The sequence below is a fragment of the Ollibium composti genome (assembly GCF_004801285.1).
GTDB classification, from domain to species: domain Bacteria; phylum Pseudomonadota; class Alphaproteobacteria; order Rhizobiales; family Rhizobiaceae; genus Mesorhizobium; species Mesorhizobium composti.
Genome location: NZ_SSNY01000003.1, coordinates 431429 through 451125, shown reverse-complemented (window position 1 = coordinate 451125; position 19697 = coordinate 431429). Strand labels below are relative to the sequence as shown.

Below are 19697 nucleotides of genomic sequence, written 5' to 3'. Positions count from 1 at the left end.
CCCGCGGCCCGAAGGCCGAAGCGCGCCGCGATATAAGGGAGGGCAGCTGCTTAAGTCAACACCTCCGAGCCGGTCTGGAAATTCTGTTCCTGCGGCCGTCGGGCGACTTGCCGGAGCGAATTTCGGAACGGGCTCTCAGCTAGTCGGCGCACGCACCTCTGCGGTGGCGTCGATGGCCTGCTGGAGCTTCGCGTCGCGGCCGTAGATGTCTGGGAAATACTCCACCTTGCCCGACATGGTCGGCCATGCGGTGAAATAGGCGACGTAGACCGGCACGTTGCGCGTCACCTTCTCCTCCGAATGCCCGCCCTTCAGCTTGTCGGCGATGTAGTCGACGCTCTTGCCGAGCACGGCGGCGGCCATGCCGCGCGGGTCCTCCAACCGCACGCAGCCATGGCTGAAGGCGCGCACGTCCCTTTTGAAGAAGGACTTCTGCGGCGTGTCGTGCATGTAGATGGCGAACTTGTTGGGGAACAGGATCTTCAGTTCGCCCAAGGCGTTGGCCTCACCCGGCTGCTGGCGCACATTGTAGGGAACCTTGGCGCCGTAAGCGCCCCAGTTGATCGCCGAGGAAGGAATGCGCTTGCCGCGCGAATCGGTCACCTCGTAGCCGGCGCGGTCCAGATAGCCCGGATCGGAACGCAGCTTGGGCAGCATCTCGTTGACGATGATGGACTGCGGCACGCCCCAATAGGGGTGGTAGTTCACGGTCTTGATGGTGTCGTAGAAGAACGCCGTCTGGTTGGTCACCTTGCCGATGACGGCGCGCATCTTGAGCTTTTCCTCGCCGCCTTCGATGTAGGAAGCGGTGAAGGCGGGCTGGTTGATGAAGACGCGCGGACTGCCGAGGTCGGAGGGCATCCAGCGCAGTTCCTCCAGCGCATACTGCACCTTGGCCAGCCGGTCGGCCTTCGAGCTGCCGGCCAGCGCCTCCACCGTGCGCGGCCCGATGACGCCGTCGGGTTTCAGGCCGGCCTTCTTCTGCGCCGCCTCGATGACGGGCACCAGTTCGGGAGCGTAGGTTTCGCTGCCTACCAGCCGCGACAGGGTCTCGCCGTAGGCGCCGCCCATGTCGTCGTCGAGATCGCGCGCGATCAGCGTCAAGAGCTTCGGCAGCTCGGCGCTCGTCTCGCCCGGCTTCAGCAGCAGCTTCGGGTCGACGACGATCTCGTTCTCCTCGCTGGCGCGCAGGCCTTCGAGTTCGGTGCGCAGCGCCTGGTATTCCGGGTTCTGCGGATGGCGCGATTCGAGGTAGGTCTGCACCTGTGTGGTATGGGAGAGCGCCTGGAGCGTCGCCACCATATCGAGCGGCTTGTCCGGGAAGTCGTAATAGCCGGAAGAAATCCGGTTGGGGTCGATGCGGCCGTCCTGGGCATCGTGGATGTAGCGCAGCACCCGCGCCGACAGCGCCATCTCGAAGCGAATCAGCTCGTTGGCGCGCGCGGCGGCATCGCCGGCCGTCTGTGCCGCGGGTGGCAGGTCCACCGTGTAGTCGGCGGGCGAAAGGCCGTAGCTCGCCGCGTCGTTGAGGACGCGAAGCGCCTCGGCGGCGCGCGCGTTCGGCTCCGTGCCCGTCACCCAGATGAAGTCCGGGTTGGCGGAGTAATAAGAAACCAGCGCCTTGGCGATGCCCGATTCGGCGAACAGCTCATAGCCGTCCAGCCCCGCCAGCGCCTGGCGGAATGCGGCGCCGTCCGGCTGGGGCTGGAACGCGGCGGCCTGCGGCGTGGCGTCGGCGGTTGTCGCTCCGGTCGTCTGCGGCGTGGCCAGAGCAGCGAAATCGACGCGCACCAGTCGGTCGGGCTTGTAGGTGTTGTAGCTGGGCGCCGAGATCCGGGCGGGAGCGACCTTGGGCGCCCGTTTCGGCGGCGGCGGGAATTCCCCCTTGAGCGGCTTTTCGTGCCGCACCGGACCGCCGAACAGCATATCGAGGAAGGTCTGCGCACCCGCCTGCGGCACGCCCAGCGCCAGCGTCGCGGCCAGCGCGGTCGCGGGCACAAGCACGCTCGTCTTCCAGAAAACCTTCATGGATCACCCTCTCCGACATTCTGCCGGATCCCGTTCCGCCGGCTCTACGATCTCGCCAAGGGAATGGCGGATGTGTGGCGCGACTATATCGATTCAACCCGATTTGGTTAAGCTTCGGTGAACTTTCCCCTCCGATACCACTTGCGGTGTCACCCTATCGCGACAACCGCCGGGAGCAGGACGCGCGCCGCAGCTGCGCCGCGGCGATGCCGCGATTGCAATGGCGACGGCGGCGGCTTTATGTCATCAATCCGTTCTGGCCGCATGAACGGAGTCCAGACGGACACAGGCCAGACGGACGGAGGATTGCGTGAAGAAGGGCTATCGCGAACTGCTCGACGAGGCGAATGCCGAGATCGAAGCCATTTCCCCGGAAGAGGCCGCCGCCTTGCTGGATGACGAGGAGACGGTCTTCGTCGACCTGCGCGATCCACGCGAGGTGGAGCGCGAGGGGCGGATGCCCGGCGCCCAGTCCTGCCCGCGCGGCATGCTGGAATTCTGGATCGACCCCGAAAGCCCCTATCACAAGGCGGTCTTCTCCTCCGGCAAGAGCTTCGTCTTCTTCTGCGCCGGCGGCTGGCGCTCGGCGCTGGCGACAAAGACGGCGCAGGACATGGGGCTGGAGCCGGTCAAGCACATCCTCGGCGGTTTCGGCGCCTGGAAAGCCGCCGGCCTGCCGGTCGAATCCGGCGAACGGAAGAAGTAGCAGCCCTCAGCACAGATGCGCGGGCTGCTCCTGCCGCAGCACGAACTCGACGACGCGCCGCACGACGTTGCTGTCGGCAAGGATGCGGCGGTGACCCAGCCCGTCGGCCCAGTGCAGGCGCACGTGATCGCCGGCACCGGCGTAGAGCTCGGCATGCGCCGCCGCCACCTCGCGGTCGTCCCTGGCATGCACCACCAGCGTCGGCAGCCGCGCGGCGTCCAGTTGCCGGGCGCCGGTATAGTCGCTCAGCGGATGGCCGGCGATGCGTTTGACGATATCGGCCATCTTCGCCTGTGCGCGCGGCCCGACGTTCAGCATATGGCTGAAATCCGAGAACAGCACCGGCAGCGAGCTCGGCGCCGCGATCAGCACCAGCCGGCCGGCGGCCAGCGGCGCTATGCCAGCGACCGAGCCGGCCACAGCGTTGGCGGCGATGGCGCCGCCGAAGGAATGGCCGACGATCGCCGAAAAAGGCCCGAACCAGTCGCCCGCCGCCCTCACCGCCTCCACCGCGATGGCGAGGTTCAGGCGGCGGCCGCGCGACTGGCCGTGGCCCGGCAGGTCGAGCGAGACGACGCGATAGCCGGCATCACGGAAGCCGGAGATCAGCGCGCGCATATATTCGGTGCGCGAGCGCCAGCCGTGAACGACGAGCACGGTGCCGAGCGGTTCGTCGTTCGGCGGATCGCCGGGCTCGGGCCTGAACTCGTGGACGGCGACGCAGCCGCCGCTTTTCGTCGTCAGCCGGTGGTGGCGGGCATCGGCCATGAAATCCGCTGCCTGCGCGACGGCGCGCCGCTCGCCCGGCGTCGGGCGGTTGACGTTCGGCGTACGGCAGAACAATTCAAAGGCGGCCCTCCCGGCCAGCGAAGGCGCCACACGCTCGGCCGCGCCGAAGACGGCGCGGGTGACCTTCAAAGCAAAGGGTGCCATAGTAACGACCAGTCAAACGGTTCAAGTGTGAACATGATAGTTCAAAGATGAACAAACTGCAATCGCCCGCCGTCCATCCTGCTGACACGGAACCGCCGTGGGACAACCCGCGCTTCCGCAACTGGGTCGCGGTGGCGCGGGCCTGCCATGCGCTCGAACGGGCGCTGGCTACGAAACTAGCGCCGCTCGGCCTGAAGCCGGCGCAGCTCGACGTGCTGATGAACCTGCACCGGCATCCTGGCATGTCGCAGCACGACCTTGCCCGCCGGCTGCTGGTCGGCCGTTCCAACATCACCATGCTGTTGCCGCAGCTCGAGACGCGCGGCCTGCTGAGACGCGAGGGCGACGAGAAGGACAAGCGCATCCTGCGCCTGACCCTGACGGCCGAAGGCGAGGCGCTGCTCACCGAGGCGCTCAAGGTGCACACGGCGCTGATCGAGGTGGCGATGGGGCAATCGACGCCGGAGCAATGCGACATGATCGGCGACCAGATGCGCAAGATCGCCGAAGTGGTGAAGGCGGGCTGAGCGGCTTCTTCCTTCTCCCCGTTCACGGGGAGAAGGTGGCCCGAAGGGCCGGATGAGGGGCGGCACGAACGTTTCGGAAGTCGGCGCTGCCCCTCACCTGCCTACCGGCATCCTCTCCCCGTAAACGGGGCGAGGAACCCTTTACCCCCACCCCTAACCCTTCCCCGCAAGGGGGACGGAGACGCCGACGCCGCCGTTTCAGCCGGAGATTGGAGCGCTATAGCAGCGCCGCAAAGTTCCCCTCCCCCTTGCGGGGAAGGGTTAGGGGTGGGGGTTAGCGACGGTCGAGGTCGAGGAAAACTCCATATGCGATAGCCCTCCCCGCAAACGGGGCGAGGAAAGGCATTCTCACCACATCGATTTCTTCGCCCGCTCCGGCCATTCCTGATCGTAGGCCGCGCCGTCGATACCGGCGCGGCTGGCGACTTCGAGGATGCGGCCGGGCGTCGGCAGGGATTTCGGGTCGACGTGCCTTTCGGCGTTCCACAGTTCCGAGCGGTGGATCGCCCTTGCGCACTGGAAGTAGACCTTTTCCACCGCGACGACGAGAACGGAGCGCGCCGGCTTGCCTTCCACGGCAAAGGAGCCGCACAGGTCCGCGTCGATCGAGATCCGGGCGCGGCCGTTGACCCGCAACGTCGTGCCGGAGCCCGGCACCAAAAACAGCAGGCCGACGCGTGGGTCCTCGATGATGTTTTTCAGCGAATCGGCCCGGTTGTTGCCGCGGCGGTCGGGCATCATGAGTGTGTGCGGATCGACGATCCGCGTGAAGCCGGGGCGATCGCCGCGCGGCGAGCAGTCGAACCCTTCCGGCCCACCGGTCGCCAGCGCGACGAACGGCGACGCCTCGATGAAGGCGGCGTATTCGGGAATGATGTGGTCAAGCTCCTTGACCAGCGACGCCTCGCCCGGTTGGCCGTAGAGCGCTTCGAGCTGTTCGACCGTGGTGACGAGGCCTGAAACCTCCGAAGGATTATCCACGCGAAAGCCCCTTCTCTTCCAGTTCATCGAGATAGCCCTGCCAGCGCTCCGCCTTTTCGATGCCGAGCGTGGCGAGATAGGCCCAGGTGAAGATGCCGGTGTCGTGGAAATCGTCGAAGGTGATGCGCACCGCGTAGTTGCCGACCGGCTCGACCTTGAGGATCGTCACATTGCGCTTGTTCGGCACGGTGACGCGCTGCTCGGGCGAATGGCCCTGCACTTCCGCCGAGGGCGAGAGCACGCGCAGCATCTCGGCCGGCAGTTCGAACGGGGCGTGGCCGGGAAAGGTCACGGTCAGGAGCTTGCGGTCCTTGGAAACGCGGAGTTCGCTGGGAGCGGCCATGATCTGTCCTGTGCTGTCCGTGGATTGGCTTACGCCGATTTCATCCGGTGCAAAAGGCGCTCATCGCTCCGCCGCAAACAGCATGAAGGTCGGCCGCTGACGCTCCTGCGCAAGCGCCGGATCGGCTTCGACCTGAGCGTCGCTCGGGCCCCATTCCTCCAGATGGGTCAGCGTGAAGCCGGCCTCCTTCAGAAGCCGCACATAGGTGCCGATGGTGCGATGCTGCTTGACCACGCCGGGCGCGAACCAGTTCGTCACGCGCGGCCCCTCGACCAGATAGTCGTCCACCGGCCACACCGGGCGGCCGTCGGCTCCCGTCACCCAGTTCGGCCGCGACGGCGCCGTCAGCAGCGGATGTTCGGCGGAAAAGACCAGCCGGCCGCCGGGCCGCAGCGCCGCATGCGCGATCTTCAGGAGTCGGCCGAGTTCGACGACATAGTGGAAGGCAAGCGAGGAGTAGACGAGATCGCAGGACGCCGCCGGCAGTGACAGGTCTTCCAGATCGGCGCGCTGGTAGCGGATCGCCGGATCACGCGTTTCCCGGCGCGCGCGTTCCAGCATGTTTTCGGACACGTCGACGCCGAGCACGTCCGCTGCCCCCTGCCCGCGCGCCCAGCGGCAGAACCAGCCGAAACCGCAGCCGAGGTCGACGACGCTCCTGCCCTCCAGCGGCGGCAGCAAGGCGCGCAGCGAGGCCCATTCGGGCGCGCCGTCCAGCCCCTTCACCGAGCGCGGGAGAGCACTGTAGCCGTCGAAGAATTCAGGATCGTCGTAAATATTCTGCGTCATGATCTTGTTTTTCCGTGTAAATCGCCGCGAGGAACGGCGGCCGACCGGGTGACGTCGTTTCCGGGATATGACGAAAGATCGAGGCCGTCTATCTTGAACGGCGCGCTGGATCGTATCACATAGTCATATATAACGATGCACCAGTGCGTGGGCAGTTTTTGGCAAAACCGCCCCATGCGAGGAACGGAAACGAAGCATGGACATGATCGATCCTTTCGGCCGCACGATCAGCTATCTGCGCGTCTCGGTGACCGATCGCTGCGATTTCCGCTGCACCTACTGCATGGCCGAGAACATGACGTTCCTGCCGAAGAAGGACCTTCTGTCGCTGGAAGAACTCGACCGGCTGTGCTCGGTCTTCATCGAAAAGGGCGTCAGGAAGCTCAGGCTCACCGGCGGCGAGCCGCTGGTGCGCAAGAACGTCATGCATCTGGTGCATGAGTTGTCGCGGCACCTGAAAAGCGGCGCGCTGGAAGAACTGACGCTGACCACCAACGGTTCGCAGTTGTCGCGCTTCGCCGGCGAACTGGCCGATTGCGGGGTCAGGCGCATCAACGTGTCGCTCGACACGCTCGACCCGGAAAAATTCCACACCATCACCCGCTGGGGCCATATCGAAAAGGTGCTCGCCGGCATCGACGCGGCCCTTGCCGCCGGCATCAAGGTCAAGCTCAACGCGGTGGCGCTGAAAGGCTTCAACGACGCCGAACTGCCCGACATGCTGCGCTGGGCGCACGGCCGCGGCATGGACATGACCGTCATCGAGACCATGCCGATGGGCGAGATCGATGAGGATCGCACGGACCAGTACCTGCCGCTGTCGCTTCTGCGGGCACAGTTGGAACGGCAATTCACCCTCACCGACATCCCCTACAAGACCGGCGGCCCGGCACGCTATGTCGAGGTCACCGAGACCGGCGGGCGGCTCGGCTTCATCACGCCGATGACGCATAATTTCTGCGAAAGCTGCAACCGCGTCAGGCTCACCTGCACGGGCACGCTCTATATGTGCCTCGGCCAGGAAGACGCCGCCGACCTGCGCGGGCCGCTGCGCGCCTCGGAAGGCAACGAGCTTGTGGCGCAGGCCATCGACGAGGCGATCGGCCGCAAGCCCAAGGGCCACGACTTCATCATCGACCGGCGCACCAACCGCCCTTCCGTTTCCCGTCATATGAGCGTCACCGGCGGCTGATTTTCGCGATCAGCCCTCCCCTTGCTGCATCCCTGATAAATTTAGCTGCTACAGGGCGGCCCCGCCTCCTTGACTCGCAAAGATGGCCGGCCTATCTCACCGGCACGTTAGCACTCACCCATGGCGAGTGCTAACCATGTCCGGTCCGGCCGGACGGAGGAAATCCTTTCTCACGTTCTCATTCGAGGAAAGCAAATGGCAAAGTCGAAGTTCCGCCCGCTGCATGACCGCGTGGTGGTGAAGCGCGTCGATTCCGAAGAGAAGACCAAGGGCGGCATCATCATCCCCGATACCGCCAAGGAGAAGCCGCAGGAAGGCGAAGTCGTCGCCGTCGGTTCCGGCGCCCGCGACGAGGCCGGCAAGCTGGTCCCGCTGGACGTCAAGGCCGGCGACCGCGTCCTGTTCGGCAAGTGGTCGGGCACAGAGGTGAAGCTCGACGGTCAGGACCTTCTGATCATGAAGGAATCCGACATCATGGGCATCATCGGCTGATCGGCCGAAGCCCTTTCTTCACAACGCCAAACGCAATTTCGGATCTGAAGATCCAGGAGTACAGATATGGCTGCCAAAGAAGTAAAATTCTCCCGTGATGCCCGCGAGCGCATGCTGCGCGGCGTCAACATCCTCGCCGACGCGGTGAAGGTCACGCTCGGCCCCAAGGGCCGCAACGTCGTCATCGACAAGTCGTTCGGCGCCCCGCGCATCACCAAGGACGGCGTCACCGTCGCCAAGGAGATCGAGCTGGAAGACAAGTTCGAGAACATGGGCGCGCAGATGGTTCGTGAGGTCGCTTCCAAGACCAACGACATCGCCGGCGACGGCACCACCACCGCCACCGTTCTCGCCCAGGCGATCGTCCAGGAAGGCGCCAAGGCGGTTGCCGCCGGCATGAACCCGATGGACCTGAAGCGCGGCATCGACGTGGCCGTGGCCGAAGTCGTCACCGCCCTCGGCAGGTCCGCCAAGAAGATCAAGACCTCCGAGGAAGTCGCTCAGGTCGGCACCATTTCGGCCAACGGCGACGAGTCGGTCGGCAAGATGATCGCCGAGGCGATGCAGAAGGTCGGCAACGAGGGTGTCATCACCGTCGAGGAAGCCAAGACCGCCGAGACTGAGCTGGAAGTCGTCGAAGGCATGCAGTTCGACCGCGGCTACCTGTCGCCCTACTTCATCACCAACCCCGACAAGATGGTTGCCGAGCTCGAGGACGCCTACATCCTCCTGCACGAGAAGAAGCTGTCCAACCTGCAGGCCATGCTGCCGGTCCTCGAGGCCGTCGTGCAGACCTCCAAGCCGCTCCTCATCATCTCCGAGGACGTCGAGGGCGAGGCCCTGGCCACGCTGGTCGTCAACAAGCTGCGTGGCGGCCTGAAGATCGCCGCCGTCAAGGCTCCGGGCTTCGGCGACCGCCGCAAGGCCATGCTGGAGGACATCGCCATCCTCACCGGTGGCCAGGTGATCTCGGAAGACCTCGGCATCAAGCTTGAGAACGTCGGCCTGAACATGCTGGGCAAGGCCAAGCGCGTGCGCATCGAGAAGGAAAACACCACCATCGTCGACGGCGCCGGCAAGAAGGCCGAGATCCAGGGCCGCGTTGCCCAGATCAAGCAGCAGATCGAGGAGACCACCTCCGACTACGATCGCGAGAAGCTGCAGGAGCGTCTGGCGAAGCTGGCTGGCGGCGTCGCCGTCATCCGCGTCGGCGGTGCGACCGAGATCGAGGTCAAGGAAAAGAAGGACCGCGTTGACGACGCGCTGAACGCCACCCGCGCCGCGGTTGAGGAAGGCATCGTCCCCGGCGGCGGCGTCGCCCTGCTGCGCGCTTCCTCCGCGATCAAGGCCAACGGCACCAACGCCGACCAGGCCGCCGGCATCAACATCGTTCGTCGTGCCCTGCAGGCTCCGGTCCGCCAGATCGCCTCGAACGCCGGTGCGGAAGCCTCGATCGTCGCTGGCAAGATCCTTGAGAACAAGGGGGCCAACTACGGCTACAACGCCCAGACGGGCGAGTATGGCGACCTGATCCAGCTCGGCATCGTCGACCCGGTCAAGGTCGTGCGCGCTGCCCTGCAGGACGCGGCTTCGGTCGCCGGTCTGCTGGTCACCACCGAGGCCATGATCGCCGAGGCGCCGAAGAAGGACGCCCCGATGCCGGCTATGCCCGGCGGCGGCATGGGCGGCATGGGCGGCATGGACTTCTAAGAAGTCCATAAAGCACGCCCATGAACTGACAATGCTCAAGCCCGCGAGCGGGCTTGAGTGGCGGCACGGACTTCTAAGAAGTCCACAAGCCTCGAAGCCTACGAATGGGCGGCACCGATGCCGCCCTTTCTGCATTTGCGGCGGGGCTAAGTGTCATTGCAAAAAAACTCCACCGATGGCGGAACCATCTTTTCGGTGACGCATTATCGGGATGTAGAAAGCAAATCGAAGGAGCAATCCGGAGATGCGCTGGCTACGAAAGACGCCCCTCGTATCGAAAGAAGCGGGGGGCGTTTTCTTTTAATCTTACTTCCGCTCCTCACCGCAAATCGCTGATTCCGTTTCCTGATCGTGGAACCGAACGTTGGTAGGGTCGTTTTCCACCGCCAATCGAAACCGTCCAGGAGATGCGCAAAATGGTGAACAAGGATCAGGTGGCCGGCGTGGCCAAGCAGGTCAAAGGCTCCATCAGGGAAGCTGCGGGCAAGGCGACAGGCGACAAGAAAACGCAAGCCAAAGGCACAGCCGACAAGATCGCCGGCAAGGTGCAGAAGACCTACGGCGACGTGAAGGAAAAGATCAAGGATTCGCTGTAGGCGGTCTTCGGCGCTCCGGCTCCCATGAGGGGTGCTGGGCGGAGTGCGGCTCAGAACCAGTCGCACTCCGTCCAGCACCCCTCATCCGTCTCGGCACTACGCACCGATCCACCGGCCTTTCGCCATGGCTTCGGGCGTTCGATCCTTCGAAAGCTCCACCGGAGCTTTCGATTTGCCTTCGGCAAACCGGATTCTCACCCCACAAGGGGAGAAGGCAAGGCCGCGTCACCCTCGCTGCCAATCGCCGACATTCGAGATTTGCGGAAGCGCAGGCGCGAACTACTCCCTTCTCCCCTTGTGGGAGAAGGTGGCCGAGCGAAGCGAGCTCGGATGAGGGGTGCTGGACGGAGTGCGGCCTGAGAAAGATTTTTTTCCGAAACTTATCCCCCTCTCCCGCACCTCCCCCATACTCACTCCAGCTTCCCGCGCGGGAACACCGGTCATGACGGTGATTGCGTGGCGGGGAGCCGGCGCCTCCGGTAGTCGCTCAACGTAAGCGGTCGCCCGGGGAGGGTGAGAAGCCGGTTTCGAGCGCAGCGAGAAAATCATGATGCCAGTGGCATCATGATAGGCGCCGAACGCCCTGAGCCGTAGCGAAGGGCCGTCCAAGGGCCCTGCCGGGCGTTCATCACTCGAAAAGCCAAGCAATTGGCTTTTCGTCCGCTGCGCGGACCGCTCTTCACCCCCTACGGGTATTACGGCCCGTGTGCGCTGGACGAGCGCTGCAAGCCATCGGCCGGTGTCGGCGCCAATGCCGATACCGTGAGCTGCGGTGAAGCGGAACGGACGGGAACAGAAATCGCCGGCGGGCGCGGGATGCCGCGCCATATACTTAACTTAGCAGGCACGGCCCCCGCGCCCGCTTCCCGACTGTTCAATGGCCAGGGCCGAAAGGCAGCGTGGCGATGAAAATGCTTACCGGGCAGAGCCTTAAACGATTTGCATTCCGCTCCGCCGCATTCTTCTCTTGAAGGCCATTGTGCAACGCGATACGCCGATGCCGTCCGCGCGGGGCCGCACCGCCCTGCCCGTCCAGCCATCGGAGAAAGATCGTGAGCGCGCAAAAGACCAGAACCGAGACGGATACATTCGGCCCGATCGAGGTGGCGGCGGACCGCTACTGGGGCGCGCAGGCTGAGCGTTCGCTCGGCAACTTCAAGATCGGCTGGGAAAAACAGCCGGCGGCGATCGTGCGCGCGCTCGGCATCGTCAAGCGCGCGGCGGCCGAAACCAACATGGAACTCGGCAAGCTCGACCCGGCGCTCGGCAAGACCATCGTGCAGGCCGCGCAGGAAGTCATCGACGGCAAGCTGAACGATCATTTCCCGCTGGTGGTCTGGCAGACCGGCTCGGGCACGCAGTCGAACATGAACGCCAACGAGGTGATCTCGAACCGCGCCATCGAACTACTCGGCGGCACCATGGGTTCGAAGAAGCCGGTGCATCCCAACGACCACGTCAACATGAGCCAGTCGTCGAACGACACTTATCCGACGGCCATGCACATCGCCTGCGCCGAGCGCATCGTCCATGACTTGCTGCCGGCGCTGAAGCACCTGCACGCAGCACTCGACGCCAAGGCCAGGGAATTCGCGTCGATCGTCAAGATCGGCCGCACGCATACGCAGGACGCCACGCCGCTGACGCTGGGCCAGGAATTTTCAGGCTACGCCGCGCAGGTCGCCTCCTCGATCAGGCGCATCGAGCTGACCCTGCCCGGCCTGCAGGAACTGGCGCAGGGCGGCACCGCCGTCGGCACCGGCCTCAACGCACCTGTCGGCTTTGCCGAGAAGGTGGCCGACCGCATCGCCGCCATCACCGGCATCGCCTTCACCTCGGCGCCGAACAAGTTCGAGGCGCTGGCCGCTCACGATTCCATGGTCTTCTCGCACGGCGCCATCAACGCCACGGCCGCCGCCCTGTTCAAGATCGCCAACGACATCCGCTTCCTCGGTTCCGGCCCGCGCTCGGGGCTGGGGGAACTGGCGCTGCCGGAAAACGAGCCGGGCTCCTCGATCATGCCCGGCAAGGTCAACCCGACCCAATGCGAGGCGATGACGCAAGTCTGCGTGCAGGTGTTCGGAAACAACGCCGCGCTGACCTTCGCCGGCAGCCAGGGCCATTTCGAGCTCAACGTCTACAACCCGCTGATGGCCTATAATTTCCTGCAGTCGGTGCAGCTTCTGGCTGACGCCTCCGTTTCCTTCACCGACAACTGCGTGGTCGGTATCGAGGCTCGCGAAGACAACATCAAGGCAGCACTTGAGCGCTCGCTGATGCTGGTGACGGCGCTGGCGCCGACAATCGGCTACGACAACGCCGCCAAGATCGCCAAGACGGCGCACAAGAACGGCACGACGCTGCGCGAGGAAGCCGTCGGCGGCGGCTATGTCAGCGACGCCGATTTCGACCGTCTGGTGCGGCCGGAGGACATGACCCATCCGGGATGATTCATCGGCGACCGATTGTCGTATCGCTGGATAGTCCGACTTCGGTGAACGATGTGTCGACGGATTGGCATCTTTGGTGAACGACCGGAATAGGCTATCTGGTCGTCATCGCCAATCCGGAGTCCCGACCATGTCCAACACCGCCGCCGCTTCCGGCACCATCTCGAATGCCTCGCTCGCCATTCTCGCCGGCCGCGTCCTGCTGTCGATCCTGTTCATCCTCGCCGGCTACAGCAAGCTGACCGACATTGCCGGCACCGCCGGCTGGTTCGGTTCCATCGGCCTGCCGATGCCGACCGTCACCACCGTCGTCGTCGGCTTGGTCGAATTGCTCGGCGGTCTCGCCGTGCTGATCGGCTTCCAGACCCGCATCGCGGCCATCGTGCTCGCCCTGTTCACCCTTGGCGCCACGGCCGTCGCCCACCTCGATTTCTCGCAGGCCGGCAATGCCCTGATGCTGCAGAAGAACCTCGGCCTGACCGGCGGCTTCCTGCTGCTCGTCGCTCTCGGCGCCGGCGCCTACTCGATCGACGCCAAGCGCGGCTGATCTTTCGGCCAAGGCATCGCCTGACAAGACAAGGGCGCGGATCGTTACCGCGCCCTTTCTCATTTCGACTTATCCCCGCCCATTCGCGCTGCGGTACACTGCGATCATTTGACGGTGACGCTCGGTCCGCCTTCAACCGCCAGCACAAGCCGGCGATTGATTATCTTGGCGAGTTGCGCCAGACGCCCGGCCGGACGCTCGCCGTAGAGGCCGGCAAGGTCCGCCGGAATCACCAGCGCCAGCGTGCCCTCGCCCCTGTCCTCCCATTTCAGGCGCGGCATCACGCCCGGCATGGCCGCCGTCAGCAGGTAGACGACGCGCATCAGGCCTGCCAGCACGCGCGCCCGTTCGAGATAGCGCGGCGTGGCAAGGGCCTTGATTTCCGACGACACGCCGTCGTTGAAGATGCCGTCGTAGCGATAGGCGGTGGCGAGCGCCAGGAACGCCCTGCCCGGATGATCGACGCCGATGAAGGCGGCGTGGGCGATGATGTTGAGCGACTGCTTGCCGCGGTATTCGGGATGGGCACGCCAGCCGATATCCGCCAACAGGCAGGCCGCCTGCCGGTAGCGCGCCTCGTCTTCCGTCTCGTCGATGCCGAAGATGCGGAAGGCCTTGCCGGACCAGTCGACAAGCTCATGGGCGTGAGTGAGCGAGCGGGAGCGCAGCCGCGCCAGTTCCTCGGCGGCCGAGATCAGCGGATCGGCCTTGCGCGCCTCCTCGTCGAGCAGCGAATAGAGGAAGCCTTCGCGCACGCCGAGCGCCGAAACGACGATGCGCGACGGCTGCATGGCGGCGATGATCTCCTGCATCACCACTGCGCCGTAGGGCAGCAGCGAGCGGCGGTTCTTCGACACGCCCTCGATGCCCTTGACCTTCTCGACCTCGCCCTTGGCGACCTGCCGCAGGAACGGCGCCACTGCCTCGACGTCAAGCTGGTAGTGGTGCATCACGTCGAGCGGATAGCCCGTCATCTGCATGTGCAGGCGCGCCAGGTTTCGCCACGTACCGCCGACGGCATAGAAGGTTTCGCCCTTGCCGGTCTTGAGCAGCTTTGCCCTGGTCAGTTCGGCCCGCGCGATCTTCTGGGCCTGCGGCAGCGAGTTCTTCGCCATGTCCTGCAAGCGCAGGCCGCCGAGAGGAAGAGTGATGCCGTCGCCGACGGCCTCACCCGCGACGTCGACCAGTTCCAGGCTGCCGCCGCCGAGGTCGCCGGCTATGCCATGGGCCGGATGGAAGCCGCATATGATGCCGAGCGCGGAGAAATAGGCCTCCTGCCGGCCCGACAGCACACGGATTTCCGTGCCCAGCACATCCTCCGCCCGATGGATGAAGTCCGGCCCGTTGACCGCTTCGCGCGCGGCGGCCGTGGCGAGCACGTACATCTTCTCGGCGCCCGCCTGGGCGGACAGGCTGCGGAAGCGGCGGAACTCCTCCATCGAGCGCGTCACCGCCTCGGGGTCAAGCTTGCCGGTCGAGACGATGCCACGGCCGAGGCCCGCCAGCATCTTTTCGTTGAACAGCACGGTCGGCGAGCGCGCCAACCCTTCATAGACGACAACGCGGATCGAGTTGGAGCCGATGTCGATGATCGACAGCGGCCGCCGGTCCTGAAGTCGACCCTGGGAATTCGCCAGCATCGGCCCCCTAGTCCGCCGCGGCGGTCTTCTTGCGGCGTCGGAACTGGGCGATCCGCTTCGGCGCATGGGATTTCAGCGCGTCACCGCGTCCCGAAAGGCTCGGATTGGTCATGAAATATTCCTGCGCGTTGAACGGCTCCTCGCCCTCGTCCGGCACGATCCGGCGCGAAGTGCCGTCAGCCAGTACCTCGAAACTCTGCTGGTTGTCCACGATGTTGCCCAGCATGATCTGGCCGAGCACCTGTTCATGCACAGTCGGATTGGTGATCGGCACCATGGTCTCGACGCGGCGGTCGAGGTTGCGCGGCATCATGTCGGCGGAGCTGATGTAGACGATGGCCTCATCCGACGGCAGGCCGTGCCCGTTGCCGAAGCAGTAGATGCGGCTGTGTTCGAGGAAGCGCCCGACGATCGACTTGACGCGGATGTTTTCCGACAGACCGGGCACCTGCGGCCTCAGGCAGCAGATGCCGCGCACCACCAGATCGATTTCGACGCCGGCGCGGCTCGCGTCGTAGAGCGCGTCGATGACGATGGGATCGACCAGGGCGTTCATCTTCATCCAGATGCGCGCCGGGCGGCCTTCCTTCGCATGGCCGATCTCGTCGGCGATGTGACCGAGGATGCGGTTGCGCAGCGTATAGGGCGACAGCGCGATGCACATTTCCCCGGTCGGCTCGGCATAGCCGGTGATGAAATTGAAGATCTGCGCCACGTCGCGGGCGATACGGGGATCGGTGGTGAAGAAGGACAGGTCCGTATAGATGCGCGCGGTGATCGGATGGTAGTTGCCGGTGCCGAGATGCACGTAGTTGCGCAAGCGGCCATCCTCGCGCCGCACCACGAGCGACATCTTGGCGTGCGTCTTCAATTCCAGGAAACCGAAGACGACCTGCACGCCGGCCCGCTCCAGGTCGCGCGCCCAGCGGATGTTGGCCTCCTCGTCGAAACGCGCCTTCAGCTCGACCAGCGCCGTGACCGATTTTCCGGCCTCCGCCGCGTCGATCAAAGCGCGCACGATCGGACTGTCGTTGGAGGTGCGGTAGAGCGTCTGCTTGATCGCCACAACTTCCGAGTCGGCGGCTGCCTGGCGGAGGAACTGCACTACAACGTCGAAGGATTCGTAGGGGTGGTGAACAACGATGTCCTTCTCGCGGATGGCCGCGAAGCAATCACCGCCGTGCTCGCGGATGCGCTCGGGGAAACGCGGATTGTAGGGCACGAACTTGAGATCGTCGCGCGGCACGGCGACGATCTCGGATATCTGGCTGAGCGCCAGCGGTCCGTTGAGCACGCTGACGCGGTTGCCGGATACGCCCAGTTCCCCGGCCACGAACTCCCGCAATTCCTCCGGCATGCGGTGGTCGAACTCGATGCGGATCACCGAGCCGCGGCGCCGGCGCTTCAGGGCAGTCTCGAACAGCCGCACAAGGTCCTCGGACTCTTCCTCGACCTCGATATCGCTGTCACGGATGATCTGGAACGTGCCCGAGCCCCTGACTTCGTATCCCGGGAAAAGCTTGCCGATATAAAGGCCGACCACCTCCTCAAGCGGAATGAAACGGACATGACCCTTGCGGTCCGGCAGGCGGATGAATCGCTTCAGCGCCGGCGGCAGGCGCAGGAGCGCGCTCATCTGCTCGCCGTTCTTGCGGTGTTGAAGCTGCAGGGCGATGGAAAAGCCGAGATTGGGGATGAACGGGAACGGATGCGCCGGGTCGATCGACAGCGGGGTCAGTACCGGGAATATCTGCTCCTGGAAATGGTCTTCCAGCCAGACCTTCTCGTCCTTGGTCAACGCATCGCCGGCGATGCTCTCAATGCCTTCCTTTTCGAGCAGCGCCATCAGCGTCGAAAGGCTTTTCTGCTGGTCCTCCTGCAGACGCTCCACCTCGCGCAGAAGCTGCTCCAGCTGCTGTTCGGGCGTGCGGCCGTCCGGGCTCCTGAGCACGATGCGCTCGCGGATCTGGCCTGCAAGGCCGGCGACGCGCACCATGAAGAACTCATCCAGGTTGGCGGCCGAGATCGACAGGAAGCGCACCCGCTCCAGAAGCGGGTGGCGCTCGTTCTGCGCTTCCTCCAGCACCCGGCGGTTGAACTGGAGCCAGGAAAACTCGCGGTTGACGAAGCGGTCCGGATTGCCGCCTTCGGCGTTCGCGGCATCGCTGACGGTGAACTCGGTCTGGACAGGCTTCAGTTCGTTCATGTCACGGTTTCCTCCGGCGGCTTGCCGGTTATCCGGCTCAATTTATCCACTGACAGGCTTTTGCGACAGTTTCATTTCATCGAACTTGCAAACAGACCCGATATGCTTCAAACGCATGCTATCGACCGAAACGAGACGGGAGACGACGATGGCCGGCGGTTCCATTCCGCACTTCCAGAACGATGCCGGGCACCCGGCGATCGAGATCGGCGTGAAGGAATTCATGTGCGTCGGCGCCAACCCGCCCTTCGATCATCCGCACGTTTTCCTCGACCTCGGCGCGGACAACGAGAAGGTCTGCCCCTACTGCTCGACGCTTTACCGCTATTCGCCGAAGCTCAAGGCGGACGAGACGGTGCCGGCCGGATGCCTCTACATCGACCGCGCGGCCTGATTCCTCTTCCCGACCGATCATGACCTCGGATGCGCGATCCCGCCCCGTCGTGATCGCCGGCGGCGGCATCGCCGGGCTGACGGCCGCACTCGCTTTTGCACGGCAGGGATTCCCGGTGCGCGTCTTCGAGCAGGCGCGACAGTTCGAACCCTTCGGCGCCGGCCTACAGCTGTCGCCGAATGCCACGCATATCCTCGACCGGCTGGGCGTGCTTGCGCTGCTTCGGCCGAAGGCGGTGCAACCGGACGCCGTGTTGCTCAGGGACGCCGCGACGCTAAAGGTCCTTGCCCGTATTCCGCTGGGCGAGATGGCCGAAAGACGCTGGAAAGCGCCGTATCTCTCCGTCCATCGCGGCGACCTGCACGTGGCGCTTGCGGAAAAGGCGGCGCAAAACCCGGCGATCGAGATTGTCACTGGAGCGCGGGCGACCGGCGAGGTTGCCAGTCGCAACGGCATTTTGGCCGCGACTTTTGCGCACGAGGACTGCCATGAAGCAGAGGATACCGGGCTGCTGGTCGGCGCCGACGGCGTCTGGTCCGACCTGCGCACGACACTTTTCCCGGAACGGCACCGCCGCTTCTCCGGCTCGCTGGCCTGGCGGGCGACGGTAGCGGCTGACAGCCCTGCCGGACAGGCGTTCTGCGCCGTCACCTCGCCGGATTGCGTGACCACGTTCCTCGATCCAAAATTCCATCTCGTCGCCTATCCGGTTCGCGGCGGTACGACGTTCAACCTCGTGGCCTTCACCAGAGGCCCGGCCGATGCGGACGGCAGGTCGAGCGTTGCCGATATGGCGGTGCTGCTGCGTGCCATGCGCCATGCGCCGCCGGTACTTGCCGATGTCGTGAAGCAGGCGGGCGCATGGACGACATGGCCTCTCAACACGGTCGATCCGAACGGTCCGTGGACCCGCGCCGACGGCATCGCGCTGATCGGCGACGCCGCACACGCCATGACGCCATTCGCGGCGCAAGGGGCGGCCATGGCCATCGAGGATGCTGCAACGCTGGCGCAGTCCGTCGCCGTGAGGCCCAATGATTTTGCCGGCGCGTTGGCGGCATGGGAGCACGAGCGCAAGGTTCGTGTGGCGAAAGTCGCGCAACGCGGCGCTCTGAACAAGCTCGCCTGGAATGCCGGAGGCCCCTTGGCGCTCGGCCGCAATCTGCTGCTCAGGCTACGGTCTGGCGACAGCCTCGCAACCGACCTCGACTGGCTCTACGGGTGGCGGCTGCCCGCCTGAGACGCAGCGGAGGAGGATCGAGGACAGGAAAAAGGCCCGGACGCTGCCGGGCCTTTTCGCATGGGCATTGCTGAACGCCGCCGCAGGCGGCCTTGCAGTTCAGTGCAGGATCTGGCTGAGGAACAGCTTCGTGCGCTCGTGGCGCGGATGATCGAAGAACTCGGCCGGCGTGTTCTGCTCGACGATCTGGCCGGCATCCATGAAGATGACGCGGTTGGCGACCTTGCGGGCGAAGCCCATCTCGTGGGTCACACACAGCATGGTCATGCCTTCCTCGGCAAGGCCCACCATGGTCTCCAGCACTTCCTTGATCATTTCCGGATCGAGCGCCGAGGTCGGCTCGTCGAACAGCATGATGCGCGGGTTCATGCACAGCGAGCGGGCGATCGCCACGCGCTGCTGCTGGCCGCCCGAAAGCTGGCCGGGATACTTGTTGGCCTGTTCCGGGATCTTGACGCGCTTGAGGAAGTGCATGGCCGTCTCCTCGGCCTGCTTCTTCGGGATCTTGCGCACCCAGATCGGCGCCAGCGTGCAGTTCTCCAGGATGGTCAGGTGCGGGAACAGGTTGAAGTGCTGGAACACCATGCCGACTTCGCGCCGCACCTCGTCGATCTTCTTCAGGTCGTTGGTGAGTTCCTTGCCCTCGACGACGATCTTGCCCTTCTGGTGCTCCTCCAGCCGGTTGATGCAGCGGATCATGGTCGACTTGCCCGAACCGGACGGCCCGCAGATGACGATGCGCTCGCCGCGCATCACCTTCAGGTTGATGTCCTTCAGCACATGGAACTCGCCATACCATTTGTGCATGCCGACGATCTCGATGGCGACCTCGGTGTCGGAGACGTGCATCTTCTTGGTATCGGCCTTGATCTCTTCGGCGCCGACTGCGTTTTCCGTGGCCATGTGCCCGTTCCCTTTGTTTT

At 64.8% G+C, this 19697-nt stretch carries 18 protein-coding genes; 10 read left to right on the top strand and 8 right to left on the bottom strand.

What is annotated here, in order from left to right; translation table 11 throughout:
• Positions 1-135: 135 nt before the first annotated feature.
• Positions 136-2028, bottom strand: coding sequence for a L,D-transpeptidase family protein (locus E6C48_RS07875; RefSeq protein ID WP_136355784.1), 1893 nt, complete (start codon positions 2026-2028; stop codon positions 136-138).
• 310 nt (positions 2029-2338) lie between these two features.
• Between E6C48_RS07875 and E6C48_RS07870 the strand changes: the two genes are divergently transcribed.
• Positions 2339-2734 (top strand): rhodanese-like domain-containing protein, encoded by a 396-nt coding sequence (locus E6C48_RS07870; protein ID WP_136355782.1) that lies wholly within the window; start codon positions 2339-2341, stop codon positions 2732-2734.
• Positions 2735-2740: 6 nt separating this feature from the next.
• Here E6C48_RS07870 and E6C48_RS07865 read toward each other — a convergent pair whose 3' ends face one another.
• Positions 2741-3667 (bottom strand): alpha/beta hydrolase, encoded by a 927-nt coding sequence (locus tag E6C48_RS07865; protein WP_136355780.1) that lies wholly within the window; start codon positions 3665-3667, stop codon positions 2741-2743.
• A gap of 47 nt (positions 3668-3714) precedes the next feature.
• Between E6C48_RS07865 and E6C48_RS07860 the strand changes: the two genes are divergently transcribed.
• On the top strand, positions 3715-4194 hold the full coding sequence (locus E6C48_RS07860) for a MarR family winged helix-turn-helix transcriptional regulator (protein WP_136355778.1): 480 nt from the start codon (positions 3715-3717) through the stop codon (positions 4192-4194).
• Between the two features lie 348 nt (positions 4195-4542).
• Here the strand turns inward: E6C48_RS07860 and E6C48_RS07855 are convergent, their stop codons facing one another.
• The 3 genes from E6C48_RS07855 to E6C48_RS07845 are packed head-to-tail and all read right to left on the bottom strand — an operon-like array spanning position 4543 to position 6307.
• Complete coding sequence (locus tag E6C48_RS07855) at positions 4543-5175, bottom strand: pyridoxamine 5'-phosphate oxidase family protein (protein WP_230978693.1); 633 nt, start codon at positions 5173-5175, stop codon at positions 4543-4545.
• On the bottom strand, positions 5168-5518 hold the full coding sequence (locus E6C48_RS07850) for a gamma-butyrobetaine hydroxylase-like domain-containing protein (protein ID WP_136355774.1): 351 nt from the start codon (positions 5516-5518) through the stop codon (positions 5168-5170). Before E6C48_RS07850 ends, E6C48_RS07855 begins: the two co-directional genes overlap by 8 nt.
• Before the next feature lie 60 nt (positions 5519-5578).
• Entirely contained in the window at positions 5579-6307 is a 729-nt protein-coding gene (locus tag E6C48_RS07845) for a class I SAM-dependent methyltransferase (protein ID WP_136355772.1), read from the bottom strand.
• Between the two features lie 202 nt (positions 6308-6509).
• Here E6C48_RS07845 and moaA point away from each other — a divergent pair, with 202 nt between their 5' ends.
• The 6 genes from moaA to E6C48_RS07815 all read left to right on the top strand — a co-directional run bounded on the left by moaA (position 6510) and on the right by E6C48_RS07815 (position 13294).
• Entirely contained in the window at positions 6510-7499 is a 990-nt protein-coding gene (gene moaA, locus E6C48_RS07840) for a GTP 3',8-cyclase MoaA (protein WP_230978698.1), read from the top strand.
• Positions 7500-7694: 195 nt separating this feature from the next.
• Positions 7695-7991 carry a co-chaperone GroES gene (gene groES / locus E6C48_RS07835; RefSeq protein ID WP_136355768.1) on the top strand — a complete coding sequence of 99 codons (297 nt, stop codon included), beginning with the start codon at positions 7695-7697 and terminating at the stop codon, positions 7989-7991.
• A 66-nt stretch (positions 7992-8057) separates the two neighbouring features.
• Positions 8058-9701 carry a chaperonin GroEL gene (groL, locus tag E6C48_RS07830; RefSeq protein ID WP_136355766.1) on the top strand — a complete coding sequence of 548 codons (1644 nt, stop codon included), beginning with the start codon at positions 8058-8060 and terminating at the stop codon, positions 9699-9701.
• 407 nt (positions 9702-10108) lie between these two features.
• The gene (locus E6C48_RS07825) at positions 10109-10297 is read left to right on the top strand and encodes a CsbD family protein (RefSeq protein WP_206086446.1); all 189 of its coding nucleotides are present in this window, start codon (positions 10109-10111) and stop codon (positions 10295-10297) included.
• Between the two features lie 1052 nt (positions 10298-11349).
• Positions 11350-12747 (top strand): class II fumarate hydratase, encoded by a 1398-nt coding sequence (gene fumC, locus E6C48_RS07820; RefSeq protein ID WP_136355764.1) that lies wholly within the window; start codon positions 11350-11352, stop codon positions 12745-12747.
• 76 nt (positions 12748-12823) lie between these two features.
• Positions 12824-13294 (top strand): DoxX family protein, encoded by a 471-nt coding sequence (locus E6C48_RS07815; protein WP_136355762.1) that lies wholly within the window; start codon positions 12824-12826, stop codon positions 13292-13294.
• Between the two features lie 104 nt (positions 13295-13398).
• Here the strand turns inward: E6C48_RS07815 and ppx are convergent, their stop codons facing one another.
• On the bottom strand, positions 13399-14934 hold the full coding sequence (ppx, locus tag E6C48_RS07810; protein ID WP_136355759.1) for an exopolyphosphatase: 1536 nt from the start codon (positions 14932-14934) through the stop codon (positions 13399-13401).
• Between the two features lie 7 nt (positions 14935-14941).
• Positions 14942-17140: an RNA degradosome polyphosphate kinase gene (locus tag E6C48_RS07805; protein ID WP_136355757.1), complete on the bottom strand. Its 2199-nt coding sequence runs from the start codon at positions 17138-17140 to the stop codon at positions 14942-14944.
• Positions 17141-17288: 148 nt separating this feature from the next.
• Between E6C48_RS07805 and E6C48_RS07800 the strand changes: the two genes are divergently transcribed.
• Positions 17289-17534, top strand: coding sequence for a zinc-finger domain-containing protein (locus tag E6C48_RS07800; RefSeq protein WP_136355755.1), 246 nt, complete (start codon positions 17289-17291; stop codon positions 17532-17534).
• A gap of 19 nt (positions 17535-17553) precedes the next feature.
• Positions 17554-18774, top strand: a complete 1221-nt coding sequence (locus tag E6C48_RS07795) for an FAD-dependent monooxygenase (protein WP_136355753.1) — start codon at positions 17554-17556, stop codon at positions 18772-18774.
• Between the two features lie 99 nt (positions 18775-18873).
• Here the strand turns inward: E6C48_RS07795 and E6C48_RS07790 are convergent, their stop codons facing one another.
• A complete protein-coding gene (locus E6C48_RS07790) occupies positions 18874-19677 on the bottom strand; it encodes an amino acid ABC transporter ATP-binding protein (protein ID WP_136355751.1) in 804 nt (267 codons plus the stop codon).
• Between the last annotated feature and the right edge of the window lie 20 nt (positions 19678-19697).